This is a genomic window from Hydrogenophaga crocea (assembly GCF_011388215.1).
In the GTDB taxonomy this organism is placed as follows: Bacteria; Pseudomonadota; Gammaproteobacteria; order Burkholderiales; family Burkholderiaceae_C; genus Hydrogenophaga; species Hydrogenophaga crocea.
Map to the genome: position 1 here is coordinate 2,397,363 of NZ_CP049989.1, position 15,676 is coordinate 2,413,038.

At 69.7% G+C, this 15,676-nt stretch carries 15 protein-coding genes and 3 tRNA genes; 10 read left to right on the forward strand and 8 right to left on the reverse strand.

Annotation, left to right across the window (positions count from 1 at the left end; all coding sequences use genetic code 11):
* Window positions 1-4: 4 nt before the first annotated feature.
* The 4 genes from greB to hrcA form a co-directional block, all read right to left on the reverse strand.
* The gene (gene greB, locus G9Q37_RS11320) at window positions 5-565 is read right to left on the reverse strand and encodes a transcription elongation factor GreB (protein WP_166227298.1); all 561 of its coding nucleotides are present in this window, start codon (window positions 563-565) and stop codon (window positions 5-7) included.
* A 72-nt stretch (window positions 566-637) separates the two neighbouring features.
* Window positions 638-714, reverse strand: a tRNA-Arg gene (locus G9Q37_RS11325).
* 54 nt (window positions 715-768) lie between these two features.
* Window positions 769-845 (reverse strand) — tRNA-Ile (locus G9Q37_RS11330).
* Between the two features lie 40 nt (window positions 846-885).
* Window positions 886-1,896 (reverse strand): heat-inducible transcriptional repressor HrcA, encoded by a 1,011-nt coding sequence (gene hrcA, locus G9Q37_RS11335; RefSeq protein WP_166231208.1) that lies wholly within the window; start codon window positions 1,894-1,896, stop codon window positions 886-888.
* Window positions 1,897-1,987: 91 nt separating this feature from the next.
* On the opposite strand from hrcA, the gene G9Q37_RS11340 reads away from it, so the two are divergent.
* Genes G9Q37_RS11340 through rapZ form a run of 3 tightly spaced genes read left to right on the forward strand, consistent with a single transcriptional unit; the run spans window position 1,988 to window position 5,486 of the window.
* Window positions 1,988-2,905, forward strand: a complete 918-nt coding sequence (locus G9Q37_RS11340) for an NAD kinase (protein ID WP_166227299.1) — start codon at window positions 1,988-1,990, stop codon at window positions 2,903-2,905.
* Window positions 2,906-2,946: 41 nt separating this feature from the next.
* Window positions 2,947-4,590 (forward strand): DNA repair protein RecN, encoded by a 1,644-nt coding sequence (recN, locus tag G9Q37_RS11345; protein ID WP_166227300.1) that lies wholly within the window; start codon window positions 2,947-2,949, stop codon window positions 4,588-4,590.
* Window positions 4,591-4,592: 2 nt separating this feature from the next.
* Window positions 4,593-5,486, forward strand: a complete 894-nt coding sequence (gene rapZ, locus G9Q37_RS11350; protein WP_166227301.1) for an RNase adapter RapZ — start codon at window positions 4,593-4,595, stop codon at window positions 5,484-5,486.
* Here the strand turns inward: rapZ and mutY are convergent.
* From mutY to mutM, 3 genes are all read right to left on the reverse strand, one after another.
* Window positions 5,468-6,526: an A/G-specific adenine glycosylase gene (gene mutY, locus G9Q37_RS11355; protein ID WP_166227302.1), complete on the reverse strand. Its 1,059-nt coding sequence runs from the start codon at window positions 6,524-6,526 to the stop codon at window positions 5,468-5,470. The genes rapZ and mutY overlap by 19 nt on opposite strands.
* The gene (locus G9Q37_RS11360; RefSeq protein WP_166227303.1) at window positions 6,523-8,469 is read right to left on the reverse strand and encodes a dynamin family protein; all 1,947 of its coding nucleotides are present in this window, start codon (window positions 8,467-8,469) and stop codon (window positions 6,523-6,525) included. Before G9Q37_RS11360 ends, mutY begins: the two co-directional genes overlap by 4 nt.
* 73 nt (window positions 8,470-8,542) lie before the next feature.
* The gene (mutM, locus tag G9Q37_RS11365) at window positions 8,543-9,358 is read right to left on the reverse strand and encodes a bifunctional DNA-formamidopyrimidine glycosylase/DNA-(apurinic or apyrimidinic site) lyase (protein ID WP_166227304.1); all 816 of its coding nucleotides are present in this window, start codon (window positions 9,356-9,358) and stop codon (window positions 8,543-8,545) included.
* Between the two features lie 94 nt (window positions 9,359-9,452).
* On the opposite strand from mutM, the gene G9Q37_RS11370 reads away from it, so the two are divergent.
* The 7 genes from G9Q37_RS11370 to pth all read left to right on the forward strand — a co-directional run bounded on the left by G9Q37_RS11370 (window position 9,453) and on the right by pth (window position 15,418).
* The gene (locus G9Q37_RS11370; RefSeq protein WP_166227305.1) at window positions 9,453-11,237 is read left to right on the forward strand and encodes a tetratricopeptide repeat protein; all 1,785 of its coding nucleotides are present in this window, start codon (window positions 9,453-9,455) and stop codon (window positions 11,235-11,237) included.
* Window positions 11,234-11,725 carry a lipoprotein insertase outer membrane protein LolB gene (locus G9Q37_RS11375; protein WP_240936370.1) on the forward strand — a complete coding sequence of 164 codons (492 nt, stop codon included), beginning with the start codon at window positions 11,234-11,236 and terminating at the stop codon, window positions 11,723-11,725. Before G9Q37_RS11370 ends, G9Q37_RS11375 begins: the two co-directional genes overlap by 4 nt.
* Before the next feature lie 70 nt (window positions 11,726-11,795).
* Complete coding sequence (locus G9Q37_RS11380) at window positions 11,796-12,662, forward strand: 4-(cytidine 5'-diphospho)-2-C-methyl-D-erythritol kinase (protein WP_166231214.1); 867 nt, start codon at window positions 11,796-11,798, stop codon at window positions 12,660-12,662.
* A gap of 86 nt (window positions 12,663-12,748) precedes the next feature.
* Window positions 12,749-12,825 (forward strand) — tRNA-Gln (locus tag G9Q37_RS11385).
* 94 nt (window positions 12,826-12,919) lie between these two features.
* Complete coding sequence (locus G9Q37_RS11390; protein WP_166227306.1) at window positions 12,920-13,894, forward strand: ribose-phosphate pyrophosphokinase; 975 nt, start codon at window positions 12,920-12,922, stop codon at window positions 13,892-13,894.
* A gap of 85 nt (window positions 13,895-13,979) precedes the next feature.
* A complete protein-coding gene (locus G9Q37_RS11395; protein WP_166227307.1) occupies window positions 13,980-14,606 on the forward strand; it encodes a 50S ribosomal protein L25/general stress protein Ctc in 627 nt (208 codons plus the stop codon).
* Window positions 14,607-14,764: 158 nt separating this feature from the next.
* Window positions 14,765-15,418 carry an aminoacyl-tRNA hydrolase gene (pth, locus tag G9Q37_RS11400; RefSeq protein WP_166227308.1) on the forward strand — a complete coding sequence of 218 codons (654 nt, stop codon included), beginning with the start codon at window positions 14,765-14,767 and terminating at the stop codon, window positions 15,416-15,418.
* On the opposite strand, the gene G9Q37_RS11405 is transcribed toward pth, so the two are convergent.
* On the reverse strand, window positions 15,376-15,666 hold the full coding sequence (locus G9Q37_RS11405) for a YfhL family 4Fe-4S dicluster ferredoxin (RefSeq protein WP_166227309.1): 291 nt from the start codon (window positions 15,664-15,666) through the stop codon (window positions 15,376-15,378). The two genes, pth and G9Q37_RS11405, sit on opposite strands and share 43 nt — an antisense overlap.
* Window positions 15,667-15,676: the final 10 nt, after the last annotated feature.

Here is a 15,676-nt window from a genome sequence, read left to right on the forward strand (position 1 = left end):
GCGATCAGGCGCCGGGCGCGGGGTAGCGCACCTCGAGCACCTCGAGCTCCTGCAGGCCGCCGGGCACCGCAAGCTTCACCACGTCGCCCACGCGCGCCTTGAGCAGCGCGCGCGCCACCGGCGAGACCCAGCTCACCTGGCCCTGGGTGTTGTCGGCCTCGTCGGTGCCCATGATGGTCACGGTGGTCTCGCGGCCGGCCTCGTCGGCATAGGTCACGGTGGCGCCGAAGAAGACCTGGTCGTTGCCGTGGTGCAGCGACGGATCGACCACCTCGGCGATCTCCAGCCGCTTGGTGAGGAAGCGGATGCGCCGGTCGATCTCGCGCAGGCGCTTCTTGCCGTAGAGGTAGTCGCCGTTTTCCGAGCGGTCGCCGTTCTTGGCGGCCCAGTGCACGGCCTCGACCACCTTGGGCCGCTCCTCGTCCATCAGCGTGAGCAGTTCGCGGCGCAGGCGTTCGTAGCCCTGGCGCGTGACGTAGTTCTTGCCACCGGGCGTGGCGATGGCGGCCGCGCCATCGGCGTCATCGTCGTCGTGCTCGGATTCGCGGGTGAAGGCCTTGCTCACGGATGAACCCAACAGGTGAAGCGAGGGGGCAAAGAAAAAGCCCTGCAGCTTGTGGCTGCAGGGCTTCTATGGTGGCGCGGCTGGCAGGAATCGAACCCACGACCCCTTGGTTCGTAGCCAAGTACTCTATCCAGCTGAGCTACAGCCGCGAAGCCTTGAAGTATAGCAGCATTTTTTCGCGTTTCTTTTGCTGCACCCCTTTTTGGTAGGCCGTGTTGGGCTTGAACCAACGACCAAAGGATTATGAGTCCTCTGCTCTGACCAACTGAGCTAACGGCCCGGGAGGCGCGCATTGTAGGTGCGCGCCCACGCGCAACGGCTCACTTGGTGTGGCTCAGTGCGTTGCTCACGAGCTTGGCCGTCACGTCCACGATCTGGATCATGCGGTCGTAGGGCATGCGCTGCGGGCCGATCACGCCCAGGGTGCCCACCACCTGGCCGTCGACCTCGTAGGGCGCGGTCACGATGGACAGGTCTTCGAAGGGCACGACCTGGCTTTCGCCGCCGATGTAGATGCGCACGCCGTCGGCCTGGGTGGACACGTCGAGCAGGCGCACGAGTTGGGTCTTCTGCTCGAAGAGGTCGAACAGGCGGCGCAGGTTGCCCAGGTCGCTGCTGAACTCGCTCACCGACAGCAGGTTGCGCTCGCCGGCCACCACCACCTCGTCCTGCTCGGCGGGTTGGGCCCCGATGTCCACGGCCTGCTTCATGAGGTCGGCGATCTCACCGCGCAGCGCTTCGAGTTCGGTCTTGAGGCGCTCGCGCACGGCCTCGATGGTCAGGCCCGCGTAGTGCGAGTTGAGGAAGTTCGAGGCCTCTACCAGTTGCGACTGGCTGAAGTTGGCCTGCGTCTGGATGATGCGGTTCTGCACCTCGCCCTCGGGCGAGACGATGATGACCAGCACACGCCGCTCGGACAGGCTCAGGAATTCGATGTGGCGGAACACCGAGGCGCGCCGCGGCGCCATCACCACACCCACGAACTGCGACAGGCTCGACAGCAGGTGCGCGGCCTGGCTGATCACGCGCTGGGGCGACTCGATGCCCGGCGCGGCAATGGCCGAGACGGTGGGAATCTCGTCGCGCCGCACGGTGAGCATGGTGTCCACGAACAGCCGGTAGCCGCGCGCGGTGGGAATGCGCCCGGCCGAGGTGTGCGGGCTGGCGATGAGGCCGAGCTCCTCGAGGTCGCTCATCACGTTGCGCACGGTGGCGGGCGAGAGCTCGAGCCCCGCGGCCTTGGCCAGCGTGCGCGAGCCCACGGGTTGGCCGTCGGCGATGTAGCGTTCCACCAGCGCCTTGAGCAGCAGCTTCGAGCGATCGTCCAGCATGCCGAAGATTCTACGGAAGGCCTCTCCCGCCGCGTTCATGGCAGGGGAATGCACAGGGCATATTGCCATGGGCCTATGTTGTAATTTGCGCATGAATGCCCCCCACCTGCCGCGCGCCCTTGCGCCCAAGGCCCTTCGCCCGCTGCGCTTCGAGCAGGTGGTGATCGTGGGCAAGTACCAGGCGCCCGGCGCACGCAACGCGGTCGAGGAGATCGCGCAGTTCCTCATGGCCGAGGGCTGCGATGTCTCGCTGGAGCTGCAGACCGCGCTCAACACCGGCATCACCGACCACCCCACGATCGACGTGGCCGGCATCGACTGCCACACGCAGCTCGCGCTGGTGGTGGGCGGCGACGGCACCTTGCTGGGCATCGGCCGCCAGATGGCGCGCCACGGCGTGCCGCTGGTGGGCATCAACCAGGGCCGCCTGGGTTTCATCACCGACATCCCCTTCGACAGCTACCGCGAGGTGCTGCGCCCCATCCTGCGCGGCGAATACCAGGAAGAGGCGCGCAGCCTGATGGCCGCCAGCGTGTGGCGCGACGGCCGCTGCGTGTTCGAGGCCACGGCGCTCAACGACGTGGTGGTCAACCGCGGCGCGGTCGCCAGCATGATTGAACTGCGCGTGGAAATCGACGGCCACTTCGTGGCCAACCAGCGCGCCGACGGCCTGATCATCGCGTCGCCCACGGGCTCCACCGCCTATGCCCTGTCGGCCGGCGGCCCGCTCATGCACCCCGACATCGGCGGCTGGGTGATGGTGCCGATCGCGCCGCACACGCTGTCCAACCGGCCGGTGGTGCTGCCCTCGCACAGCGAGATCGCGATGGAGATCGTGGCCGGCCGCGACGCCAGCGCGAGCTTCGACATGCAGTCGTTCGCCAGCCTGCTGCACGGCGACCGCGTCGTGGTGCGCCGCTCCGAGCATTCGCTGCGCCTGCTGCACCCGGTGGGCTGGAACTACTTCGACACGCTGCGGCGAAAACTGCACTGGAACGAAGGGGCCTGAGCGCCCGGTGACAATCGCGTTGTTCATTCACCGCCCTTGCCATGAGCCTTCGCCGCATCGCCCTGCGCGACTTCGTCATCGTGCCCTCGCTCGACCTCGAACTGGCCGCCGGCTTCGGCGTGCTCACGGGTGAGACTGGTGCGGGCAAGTCCATCCTGATCGACGCGCTGCAGCTCGCGCTCGGCGCGCGCGCCGAGGCCGGCGTGGTGCGCGAAGGCGCGGCGCGCTGCGAGATCGCGGCCGAGTTCGACCGCCCCGCCGCGCTGCGCCCCTGGCTCGACGAGCAGGGCTTCGCCGACGACGACACCCTGCTGCTGCGCCGCGTGGTCGACGCCGAGGGCCGCAGCCGCGCCTGGATCAACGGCAGCGCGGCCACGCTGACCCAGTTGCGCCAGGCCGGGGACGCGCTGGTGGATATCCACGGCCAGCACGCCTGGCAAGGCCTCACGCGCGCCGATGCGGTGCGCGGCCTGCTCGACGGTTTTGCCGGCATCGACACCGCGCCGCTCGCCAAGGCCTGGGCCGGCTGGCGCGAGGCCCAGGGTGCGCTCGAGCGCGCGCGCGAGCGCCAGTCCACGCTGCGCCAGGAAAGCGAACGCCTGGCCTGGCAGATCGGCGAGCTCGACAAGCTCGCGCCGCAGCCCGGCGAATGGGACGAGCTCAACACGCGGCACGGCCGGCTGGCGAACGCGCAAAGCCTGATCGACGCCACCCAGGCCGCGGTGCACGCGCTCGACGAGGCCGACGACAACGCGGTGGGCCTGATCAACCGCGCCATCGCCGCGCTGCAGGCCCAGGCCCACATCGAGCCCGCCTTCGCCCAGCCGCTGGAATCGCTACAGAGCGCGCTGGCCCAGGTGCAGGACGCGGTGCACGAGCTGCACCAGCACCAGCGCCACGCCGAACTCGACCCCGAGGCGCTCGCCGAGCTCGACCAGCGCCTGTCGCAGTGGCACTCGCTCGCGCGGCGCTACCGCACCCCCGCCGAAGAACTGCCCGCGCTGCTCGCCCAATGGAAGGCCGAGCTCGCGCAGCTCGACCAGGCGCTCGACATCGACACCCTCGAACGCACCGAGGCCAAGGCCCGTGCGGCCTTCGACGCGGCCGCCAAGGCCGTGAGCCAGCAGCGCCAGAAGGCCGCGCCGCGGCTGAGCCAGGCCGTGACCGAAACCATGCAGACCCTGGGTATGGAAGGCGGCCGCTTCGAGGTGGCGCTGCTGCCGCTGGACACGCCACACGCGCACGGCCGCGAGCAGGTGGAGTTCCGCGTGGCGGGCCACGCGGGCAGCACGCCGCGGCCCGTGGCCAAGGTGGCCTCGGGCGGTGAACTGTCGCGCATCGCGTTGGCGATCGCGGTCATCACGAGCCGGCTCGGCCACGCGCCCACGCTGATCTTCGACGAGGTCGACGCCGGCATCGGCGGCGCCGTGGCCCACACCGTGGGCCGGCTCATGCGCCAGCTCGGCAAGGACCGCCAGGTGCTGGCCGTGACCCACCTGGCCCAGGTGGCCGCCTGCGCCGACCACCACCTGCTGGTGGCCAAGCAGGTGCGCGAGGGCCGCACGCAAAGCACGGTGCAGCCCATCGAACACGACACGCGCGTGCGCGAGCTCGCGCGCATGCTGGGCGGCAACGAGCGCTCCGACGTGTCGCTGGCGCACGCGCGCGAACTGCTCTCCGCCTGACCATGACCGCCGCTCCCGCCGCCGCCGTCACCGAGCTCGTGGTCATCACGGGCATGTCGGGCTCGGGCAAGTCCGTGGCGCTGACCGCGCTCGAAGACGTGGGCTTCTATTGCGTCGACAACCTGCCGCCCGAGCTGCTCGAATCCTTCGTCGAGCTCGAACGCAACCACAGCACGCCCAAGGTGGCCATCGCCATGGACGTGCGCAGCGCCTCATCGCTGCCCGGGCTGCCACGGCGCCTCGCGGCGCTGCGCAACGCCGACCTGCACCTCACCACGCTGTTCCTCGACTCGACCACCGACACCCTGGTGCGCCGCTTCTCGGAAACGCGCCGGCTGCACCCGCTGTCGCTCAACAGCGCGCACGACCAGCACCGCGCGCTCACCGACGCGATCGAGCACGAGCGCGAACTGCTCGCCGAACTGCGCGAGCAGGCCCTGGTGCTCGACACCAGCCTGGTGCGGCCCGCGCAGCTGCGCAGCCAGGTCAAGGAGCTCGTGGGCGCCACGCACACGCCGCTCACGCTGGTGTTCGAATCCTTCGCGTTCAAGCGCGGCATTCCCATGGATGCCGACTTCGTGTTCGACGTGCGCATGCTGCCCAACCCGCACTACGAGCCCGAACTGCGCCCCATGACCGGGCGCGACGCGCCCGTGGCCACCTTCCTCGCGGCCAGCCACGAGGTGGTGGCGATGGAAAACCAGATCCACGCCTTCCTCGACCACTGGCTGCCGCTGATGATGCGCGACCACCGCAGCTACGTCACCGTGGCCATCGGCTGCACCGGCGGACAGCACCGCTCGGTCTATCTGGTGGAGCGCCTGGCGGGGCAGTTCGGCACCCGGTGGGTGACGCGGGTGCGCCACCGCGAGGCCGATCACTGGGGCAAGGGCTGATCGCGCAGGACCTGCAGCAGGCCGCGCACCGGCGCGGGCAGGCCCAGGCCCAGGGCTTCGGTCCACGGCACCCATTGCCCGGGCACGCCGGGCGCGGCGTCGGCCGGCAGCGGCAGCCGCTGCGGCAGCAGTTCGAGCTCGCGGTGCGTGAGGCTGTGCGACACCGGTGAGCCTGGCTCCAGCCGCGCGGCCCGATCGCCGAGCGCCGCGTGCAGGGCGTCTTCGCTGGCGAACACCGGCGGCGCGTAGAGCCCGGCCCAGATGCCGCGCTCGGGCCGGCGCTGCAGCCAGACCGCGTCGGCCCGCACCGCCAGCAGCAGCCACCAGCGCTCGAAGCGGCGCACCAGCTTGCGCGTCTTGACCGGGAAGCGAGTCGGGTCGCCGCTCATGCGCGCGGCACAGAGATCCACCATGGGGCAGACCACACAGGCCGGCTTGCTGCGCGTGCACAGCGTGGCGCCCAGGTCCATCAGGCCCTGGGTGTAAGCGGCCATGTCGTCGCCCTCGGGCGCTTTGGGCAGCAGGGCCTGGGCGTGTGCCCAGAGCGCGCGCTGCGCGGCCGTCTCGGCCACGTCGCCCTCGAAAGCCAGCACGCGCGAGAGCACGCGCCGCACGTTGCCGTCGAGGATGGACACGCGCTCGCCGAAGCAGAACGCGGCGATGGCGGCCGCGGTGGACGCGCCGATGCCGGGCAGCGTCTGCAGTTCGGCCGCCGTGCGCGGAAACCGCCCGCCGTGCTGCGCCACCACCGCCTGCGCGCAGCGGTGCAGGTGGCGCGCGCGGCTGTAGTAGCCCAGGCCGCTCCAGAGCGCCATCACATCGTCGATGGGCGCGGCGGCCAGCGCAGCCACGTCGGGGAAACGTTCGAGAAAACGCGGGTAGTAGCCCAGCACCGTGGACACCTGCGTCTGCTGCAGCATGATTTCGGACAGCCACACGCGGTAGGGATCGCGCGTGCCCTGCCAGGGCAGGCCGTGGCGGCCCGAGGCGCGCTGCCACGCGATCAGGCGCGGCGCAAAGGCCGACGGCAGCGCCGTCATGCCACCAGGGCTTCGTCGGCGGGTTCGTCTTCGGAGGCCGCCATGAGCTGCTCGGTGAGCTCACCGAACTTCGCCTCGAGCTGGTTGAGCGCGGCCTGCTGCGCCTGCAGTTCGCGGATGCGCTCGTCGAGCCCGCTCGCGGCCTGCTGGATGCGCGACACCGCCTCGATGCGGCGCGTGAAATTGCGGCGGCGCTCGCGCAGCTGCGCGTCGAGCTGGGCCGCGGCCGACTTGTTCCAGAGCTCCACCTCGTTGACCGCGGTGTCATAGACCACGCGCAGGCGGCTCATGAGGGCGCGCGCCAGGCGCTCGGCGAACTCGGGCTGGGCCAGGCGCAGCGCATTGCCCAGGCTCAGGTACTGCAGATGGCTTTTCTCGATCAGGTCGAGGTCTTTGCGGTAGGCCGCGAGCTGCGGGCCGCTGGGCGCCTGCAGCGAGAAGCCGTACTCGGCGTTGAGGCTCTTGAAGCTGCCTTCGAGCATGGACTGGATCTCGCCCGCCATGCGGTCGGCCTTGTCGAGGTCTTCGCGCAGGCGGTCGAAAGTGTGGTCGTAGGCGCGGCGCACGCCGAGCTTGATGCCCGGGCTCTTGAGCTGCTTGGCCAGCGCGGCCACTTCGGCCTTCAGGTGCGAAGGGCTCAGCAGCGCGAACAGGTCCTTGAGCAGGCGCAGGTGAACCGAGCGCACGGCCTGGATCTTGGCGCCGCTGGCGTCGAAGTCGGCCTGCTCCTGCTCGATGCGCAGCCGCATCTGCTTGATGACGCCCGCGTTCTTGCCGCGCAGGCCGTCGAGCTCCTGGATCTGTTCGACCAGGTCGCGCAGGCGCGCCCGCACCATGCGGCCCGCTTCACCGCGCAGTGCGTCCACGCCGGCCGACACGGCCGCGCTCAGGATGCGGCGGCGCTGGGCGAGCAGACGGTCGCCCAGCGCGTGCTCGAGGTCGAGCAGCTGGCTGGCCTTGAGCAGCTCGTCGTCGCGGTTGACCTTGGCGAGCAGGCCCTTTTGCGCCGACACCGCGAGCACCTGGTCCATCGGCACGCCGAGGATCTCGGCCGAGTCGGCGCGCTGGGCCGCGATCTGCAGTTGCACCTGCTCGGGCGAACTCAGCGCGTCCCACAGGGTGTCGATCTTGTTGAGCACCACCAGCCGCGAGGCCTGGCCATCGCCCAGCGAGCCCAGGTGCTGGCGCCATATGCCGAGGTCGGACTTGGTCACGCCCGCGTCGGCCGCGAGGATGAACACCACCGCGTGCGCCTGCGGCAGCAGGCTCACCGTGAGTTCGGGCTCGGCGCCGATGGCATTGAGCCCCGGGGTGTCGAGGATGACCAGCCCCTGCTTGAGCAGCGGGTGCGCCATGTTGATGAGCGCATGCCGCCAGCGCGGCACCTCGACCAGGCCGTCGGCGCCCGGCAGGGGGTTGTCTTCGGGGATCTCGTCGTGCCAGAAGCCCAGGGCACGGGCCTCGTCCACAGGCACGCGGCGCACCTCGGCCACCTTGTGGATGGCCTTGGCGAGCTGTTTGGGGTCGTTGACGTCGAGATCGACACGCTCCCACTTGTTGGGGGCGTTGCGCCAGTCGAGCAGCGACTGCGGCTGCAGGCGCGTTTCGATGGGGAGCAGGCGCAGGCAGGGCGGCAGCTCGGCGTCGTAGGCGAGCTCGGTGGGGCACATGGTGGTGCGCCCGGCGCTGGCCGGCATGATGCGGCGACCGTAGCCCGCGAAAAAGACCGCGTTGATGAGCTCGGATTTGCCGCGCGAGAACTCGGCCACGAAGGCCACGGTGATCTTGTCGTTCTTGACCTGGGCGTGCAGCTGGTCGAGGCGCTCGCGAACGCCGGGCTCCATCAGCTCGTGATCGATCAGCCATTCGGACAACAGCTTGAGGCGCAAGGCAAACTGCTTGCGCCATGCACCGTGTTGATCGAGGGCCTGGATGAAGCTCATGGGCGGGTGGTTGGGGCGATTGGCCAATATAGCACCCGGCTTTTCTGCCGAGGCCGGGCGGTCAGACACAAGGTCAGGGGCGCTGACAGAGCGGGCAGTAATAGGTGGAACGCTGGCCCTGGCGCAGGCTGCGGATGGGCGTGGCACACACCCGGCAGGGCTGGCCCGCACGGTCGTACACCATGGCGTCGAGCTGGAAGTAGCCGCTCTGCCCTTCGGCGCTCGAGAAGTCGCGCAGGGTGCTGCCGCCCAGGGCCAGCGCGCGCTGCAGCACGTCGACGATGGCGCGGTGCAGCCGGGCCGCGCGCGGCCGGCTGATGCGATCGGCCCGCGTGGTGGGGCGGATGCCCGCGAGGAACAAGGCCTCGCTGGCGTAGATGTTGCCCACCCCGACCACGATGTCGCCCGCGAGCAGCACCTGCTTGATCGACGCGCGGCGCATCTGGAGTGATCGGTGGAAGGCCAGCGGGTCAAAGCCCGCTTCGAGCGGCTCCACGCCCAGGCCGTCGAGCAGCTTGCGCGCGCGGGTGTCGTCGAGCGAAGGCACGTGCACCACGGCGCCGAAGCGGCGCGGGTCGTGCAGGCGCAGCAGGCCGCGGCTGGTGTGCATCTCGAAGTGGTCGTGCGCGCCGGGCGGTGGCAGGGCCGCGGCGAACTGCAGGCTGCCCGACATGCCCAGGTGCAACAGCAGCCAGCCCGCGTCGAGCTGCACCAGCAGGTATTTGCCGCGCCGCTGCACGGCCTGCACGCGCCGCCCGACCAGGCCCTCGGGCGCGCAGCCCAGGGGCCAGCGCAGCGGCTTGCCCAGGCGCACGCGCTCGACGCTGGCGCCGGCAATGCGGTCCGCGAAACTGCGGCGCGTGACCTCGACTTCGGGCAGTTCAGGCACAGGACAGACAGGGGTTGGTCCGCCGGGGAACGCGGCGGTGGGGAATCGGATCCAGAGCCCCAAAGCCCCGGAACCCAACGATTATCATGGCCCGATGAAAGCCCTCCAGCGTCCTCGACGTGCCCGTCCTTCCCTGCTTGCGCTGGCCCTGGCGGCCGGCCTGGGCCTGAACCAGGGCGCCCAGGCCCAGGCGCCCGCAGCCGCCGCCGCAGCGGCTCCGGCCCCGGCGCCGGCCAACTCAGCGCTCGACGCGATGCTCTTCTACCAGTTGCTGCTGGGCGAACTCAACGTCGCGGGGGGCGATCCGGGCGCCGGGTTCTCGCTGATCCTCGATGCCGCACGCCGGCAGAAGGACCCCGATCTCTTCAAGCGCGCGGTGAACATCGCGCTGCAGGGCCGCTCGGGCGAATCGGCGCTGGCCGCAGCGCGCGCATGGGCCCAGGCGATCCCTGGCAGCAACGAGGCCGACCGCTACCTGCTGCAGATCCTGCTCGCGCTCGACCGGTCCGCGGAAACCGCCACGGTGCTGCGCTCGGTGCTGCAGTCCACGCCGGCCGAGGGGCGCAACGAGGCCATCAACGCCATTCCCCAGACCTATGCGCGCGCCAGCGACAAGGCGCAGGCCCTGGCCGCCGTGCGCGAGGCGCTGACGCCCTTCCTGACCCAGCCCGCGTACGGCGCTTCGGCCTGGACCACCATCGGCCGCATGGAGCGCGCGCAGGGCCGCAACGCCGCCGCGGTGGACGCCGCGCGACGCGGTCACGCGATCGAGCCGGCCTCGCCGTACCCGGCGCTGCTGGCGCTCGAACTGCTCGAAGACGGGCAGGCCGAGGTCGAACCCGTCATCCGCCAGCAGATCGACGCGTCGCGCAACGCCACGCCGCGCGACTTCGGCGTGGCCGTGGCCTACGCGCGCGTGCTGCTCGACCTGCAGCGCCTGCGCGACGCGCGCGTGCAGCTCGAACGGCTCACCACACGCGCCCCTGAGCAGGCCGAGCCCTGGCTGCTGCTGGGCACGCTGCAGGTGCAGGACCGCGCTTACGACGCCGCCACGCTCTCGCTGCAGACCTTCATCGGCCTGGTGGGCGCGAGCACCGACGAGCGCACGCAACGCGGCCTCACGCAGGCCTACCTGCTGATGGCCGAGATCGCCGAGAAACGCGAAGACTTCGTTGCCGCCAACGCCTGGATCGACCGCATCGACAACCCCGAAGACATCATGGCCGCGCAGCTGCGCCGCGCCTCGGTGATGGCGCGCCAGGGCCGCATGACCGAAGCGCGCCAGATGCTGCGCGCGCTGCCCGAGCGCCGGCCCGCCGACGCGCGCCTCAAGCTCATCGGCGAAGCCCAGCTGCTGCGCGAATTCAAGGACTACAAAGGCTCGTACGAGGTGTATGGCGAGGCCTTCAAGCGCTTTCCGCAGGAACCCGAGCTGCTCTACGACCAGGCCCTGATGGCCGAGCGCGCCGGCCTCAACGACGAGATGGAGCGGCTGCTGCGCCAGCTCATCGCCGTCAAGCCCGACCACCACCACGCCTACAACGCGCTGGGCTACGCCCTGGCCGACCGCAACGAGCGCCTGCCCGAGGCCCGGCAACTGATCGAGAAGGCTGTGTCCCTGGCGCCCGACGATGCCTACATCCAGGACAGTCTGGGCTGGGTCGAGTTCCGCCTGGGCAACACCGAACGCGCGCTCGGCATCCTGCGCAACGCGTACACCAAACGGCCCGATGCCGAGATCGCCGCTCACCTGGGTGAGGTGCTCTGGGCCCGGGGCCAGCGCGAAGAAGCGCTGAAGGTGTGGCGCGAGGGCCTGCTGCTGGCGCGCGACAACGAGACGCTGCAAAACACGCTGCGCCGCTTGAACGTGCAGCCGTGATCCGCACCGCCACGCTCGATCGCAGAACCTGGCTGCTCGGCCTGGCCGCCCTGGCGGGGGGCTGTGCCACGCCGCCGCGCCCCGCGGTCGGCGAGACCTGGAGCGGGCGCCTGGCGCTGCGCGTCGACAGCCAGCCGCCGCAGGCCTTCTCGGCCCTGTTCGACCTGCAGGGCTCGGCCCGCGCGGGCGAGTTGCGCCTGGCCTCGGTGCTGGGCCAGACCCTGGCCACGGTGCGCTGGTCGCCCCAGGGCGCCGAGCTGCAACGCGGCACCGAACTGACGCGCCGCGGCAGCCTGAGCGAACTCACGACCGAACTCACGGGCGCGCCGCTGCCCATCGCCGCGCTGTTCGACTGGCTCGACGGCCGCGGCACCGAAGCCGAGGGCTGGCGCGCCGACCTCTCGGCCCAGGCGCAGGGCCGGCTGGTGGCGCGGCGCGAGCAGCCGGCCCCGACGGCCGAACTGCGCGTGGTGGTGCAACAGCCATGAGCGCCGCCGGGCCGCTCCCAAGGCGCTCAGCCCCGCAGTGCGCAGCACGGAGGGTCGTTCAGTGACCGGTCTGCAGCGCCTGTACGACCTGCCCGCGCCGGCCAAGGTCAACCTCTTCCTGCACATCGTGGGCCGTCGCGCCGACGGCTACCACCTGCTGCAGTCGGTGTTCATGCTGATCGACTGGTGCGACCGCCTGCACATCGAGCGCAGCCACGACGGCACCATCGCGCGCGTCGACCTGCAGGCCGGCGCGCTGCCCGAGGACGACCTCTGCGTGCGCGCCGCGCGCGCGCTGCAACAGGCCACGGGCTGCACACAGGGCGCGCGCATCACGCTCGACAAGCGCCTGCCTACGCAGGCCGGCCTGGGCGGCGGCTCGTCCGACGCCGCCACCACGCTGCTCGCGCTCAACCGGCTGTGGGGCCTGAAGCTGCGGCGCCCCGAGCTCGCGCGCATCGGCCTGGGCCTGGGCGCCGACGTGCCGTTCTTCATCGGCGGGCGCAACGCCTGGGTCGAGGGCATAGGCGAGCAGATCACACCGATCACCCTGCCCGCGGGCCGGCTCGTGGTGGTCAAACCACAAGGCGGCGCGTCCACGCCACAGATCTTTGCGTCGCCATCGCTCAAACGCGATTCAGAAACTGCTACAATGCGAGGCTTCGCTGCAAACAGCTTGTTGGATTTGAAAGCCTGCATGGCTTTTGGTCGCAACGACCTGCAACCGGTCGCGCAAACGCTCTGCCCCGAGGTGAGCGACTGCATCGACTGGCTGGCTTCGCAAGGTTTGTCCGCTCGCATGAGCGGGTCCGGCACCGCGGTCTTCGCACCGCTCGCCCCGGGCACCACAAGCCTGAACGCGCCGCCAGCGGGTTGGCAGGTGCAGGTCTGCAGCAACATGGATGTGCATCCATTGGCCGATTGGTGCGAGGACTGAGTCCAGCCCACCCAGCAGTCGGTCCTGCGGTTGCGCAACCTGCGACAATTCGGTGGCACGTGTCTTGTGGCACGGGCCTCCTGCGTAGGGGAGTCGCCAAGTTGGTTAAGGCACCGGATTTTGATTCCGGCATGCGAGGGTTCGAGTCCTTCCTCCCCTGCCACCGTTTTTCTGACATCACTCACACTGGCCATCCCTGATGGCCGTTGTTTTTTGATCGCGGCCCCGCCGGTGGCCGCCAGACCGCTGGGATTGCCATGAACGTTCAGCCCCCGGAATTCATGCTCTTCACCGGCAATGCCAATCCGGTGCTGGCGTCCGAGATCGCCCAACACCTGGGCACCCAGCTTGGTGCGGCCAATGTGGGCCGCTTCTCCGACGGCGAAGTCACGGTCGAGATCACCCAGAACGTGCGGGCCCGCCACGCGTTCGTGATCCAGTCCACCTGCGCGCCCACCAACGAGAACCTGATGGAGCTGCTCATCATGGTCGACGCGCTCAAGCGCGCCTCGGCCGAGCGCATCTCCGCGGTCATCCCCTACTTCGGCTACGCCCGCCAGGACCGCCGCCCGCGTTCGAGCCGCGTGCCGATCAGCGCCAAGGTGGTGGCCGACATGCTGCAGACCGTGGGCGTGAACCACGTGCTCACCATGGACCTGCACGCCGACCAGATCCAGGGCTTCTTCGACATCCCGGTCGACAACATCTACGCCTCTCCCGTGCTGCTGGGCGACCTGCGCACCAAGAACTACGAAGACCTGCTGGTGGTCTCGCCCGACGTGGGCGGCGTGGTGCGCGCGCGTGCGCTGGCCAAGCAGCTCAACTGCGACATGGCCATCATCGACAAGCGCCGTCCCAAGGCCAACGTGTCCGAGGTCATGCACGTCATCGGCGACATCGAAGGCCGCAACTGCGTGATCATGGATGACATGATCGACACCGCGGGCACGCTCGTGAAGGCGGCCGAGGTGCTCAAGGAGCGTGGCGCCAAGAACGTCTATGCGTACTGCACGCACCCGATCTTCTCGGGCCCGGCCATCGAGCGCATCGCCAAGGGCACGGCGCTCGACGAAGTGGTCGTGACCAACACCATTCCCCTGTCGCAGTCCGCCCAGGCCTGCGCCAAGATCCGCCAGCTCTCCGTGGCGCCGCTGATCGCCGAGACGGTCGCGCGCATTTCCTCGGGCGAGTCGGTCATGAGTTTGTTCGCCGATCAGGACAACCTGTTCTGAGGCAGCAAGAAGCCGGTCGCCCCCGCGGCGGCCATCGTTGAAACAGAGGCGTTCTGGTCGCGGAACCCCTCAACTGGAGTCAGTCATGCAATTCGTCGCTTTCGAGCGCAGCAAGCAGGGCACGGGTGCGAGCCGCCGCCTGCGCATCACCGGCCGTGCGCCCGGTATCGTCTTCGGTGGCAACACCGCCCCCGCCACGATCGAACTCGATCACAACGCCCTGTGGCACGCCCTGAAGAAGGAAGCCTTCCACGCGTCCATTCTCGACATGGAGCTCAACGGCAAGGTCGAGAAAGTGCTGCTGCGCGACGTGCAGTACCACCCCTACAAGCCCCTCGTGCTGCACGTGGACTTCCAGCGCGTGGACGAGAAGACCCGCCTGCGCAAGAAGGTGCCGCTGCACTTCACCGGCGCCGAAGAATCGCCCGCCGTCAAGCTCGACAAGTGCCTGGTCAACCACGTGGCCAACGAGATCGAGATCGAGTGCCTGGCCACCGCGCTGCCCGAATTCATCAGCGTCGACCTGAGCCAGGTCACCAAGGGCGCCACCGTGCACTCGGGTGACATCAAGCTGCCCAAGGGCGTGAAGATCGTGACCCACGGCCGCAAGGACATCACCGTGGCCACCGTGGTCGAGCCCGTGGAAGAAGTGGTGGCCGCACCGGTCGCCGCCCCGGCCGACGACAAGAAGAAGGCCAAAGGCAAGAAGTAAGTCAGGCCCCCACGCTCCGCCGCTGCGCGGGTCGCTGCCCCCCAAGGGGGAGCGTTCCGGCTTGGGGCGGCCCGGCGCCGGAACCCTTCTGCCTTCGCTGAACAAGGCCCGCCGCGTGCGGGCCTTTTCTTTGGCCACATTTGGGACAATCCCGCCCCATGATCAAACTCATCGCCGGCCTGGGCAATCCCGGCCCCGAGTACGAACACACGCGCCACAACGCCGGCTTCTGGTGGGTCGACGACGTGGCGCGCCAGCTCAAGGTGTCGCTGCAGATGGAGCGCTCGCACTTCGGCCTGGTGGCGCGGGCCAACGTGGGCGGCCACAGCGTGTGGCTGGTTGAGCCGCAGACCTACATGAACCTCTCGGGCAAGTCGGTGGGCTCGCTCGCGCGCTTCTACAAGATCGCACCCGAAGAGGTGCTGGTGGTGCACGACGAACTCGACCTGCCACCGGGCGAGGCCAAGCTCAAGAAAGGCGGCGGCCATGCGGGCCACAACGGCCTGCGCGACATCCATGCCCAGCTCGGCAGCGCGGACTACTGGCGGCTGCGCATCGGCATCGGCCACCCGGGCAACAAGAACGAGGTTGCGAACTGGGTGCTCAAGAAGCCCTCGCCCGACGATCGCATCGCCATCGCGCAGACGCTGGACCGCTGCCTCAAGGCCCTGCCCCATCTGATCGCGGGCGAGATGGACAAGGCCACGGCCCTGATCCACACCAGCAAGCCGCCGCGGCCCAAACCGCCGCGCCCGGCGCCGCCGCCGGCTCAGGCCGAAGGCGCCTCACCCGCGGCCGACGACAAGCCCTGACCGGCCTTCTGCAGCCGCTGGTACTTCTGCCACAGCGTTTCCTTCGACTCGACGTGGTTCGGGTCGACCGGGATGCACGACACCGGGCAGACCTGCATGCACTGCGGCTCGTCGAAGTGGCCCACGCATTCGGTGCAGCGTGCGGGGTCGATCTCGTAGATCTCCTCGCCCATGTAAATCGCCTGGTTCGGGCACTCGGGCTCGCAGACGTCGCAGTTGATGCACTCGTCGGTGATCATCAGGGCCATGGCGCGTTCC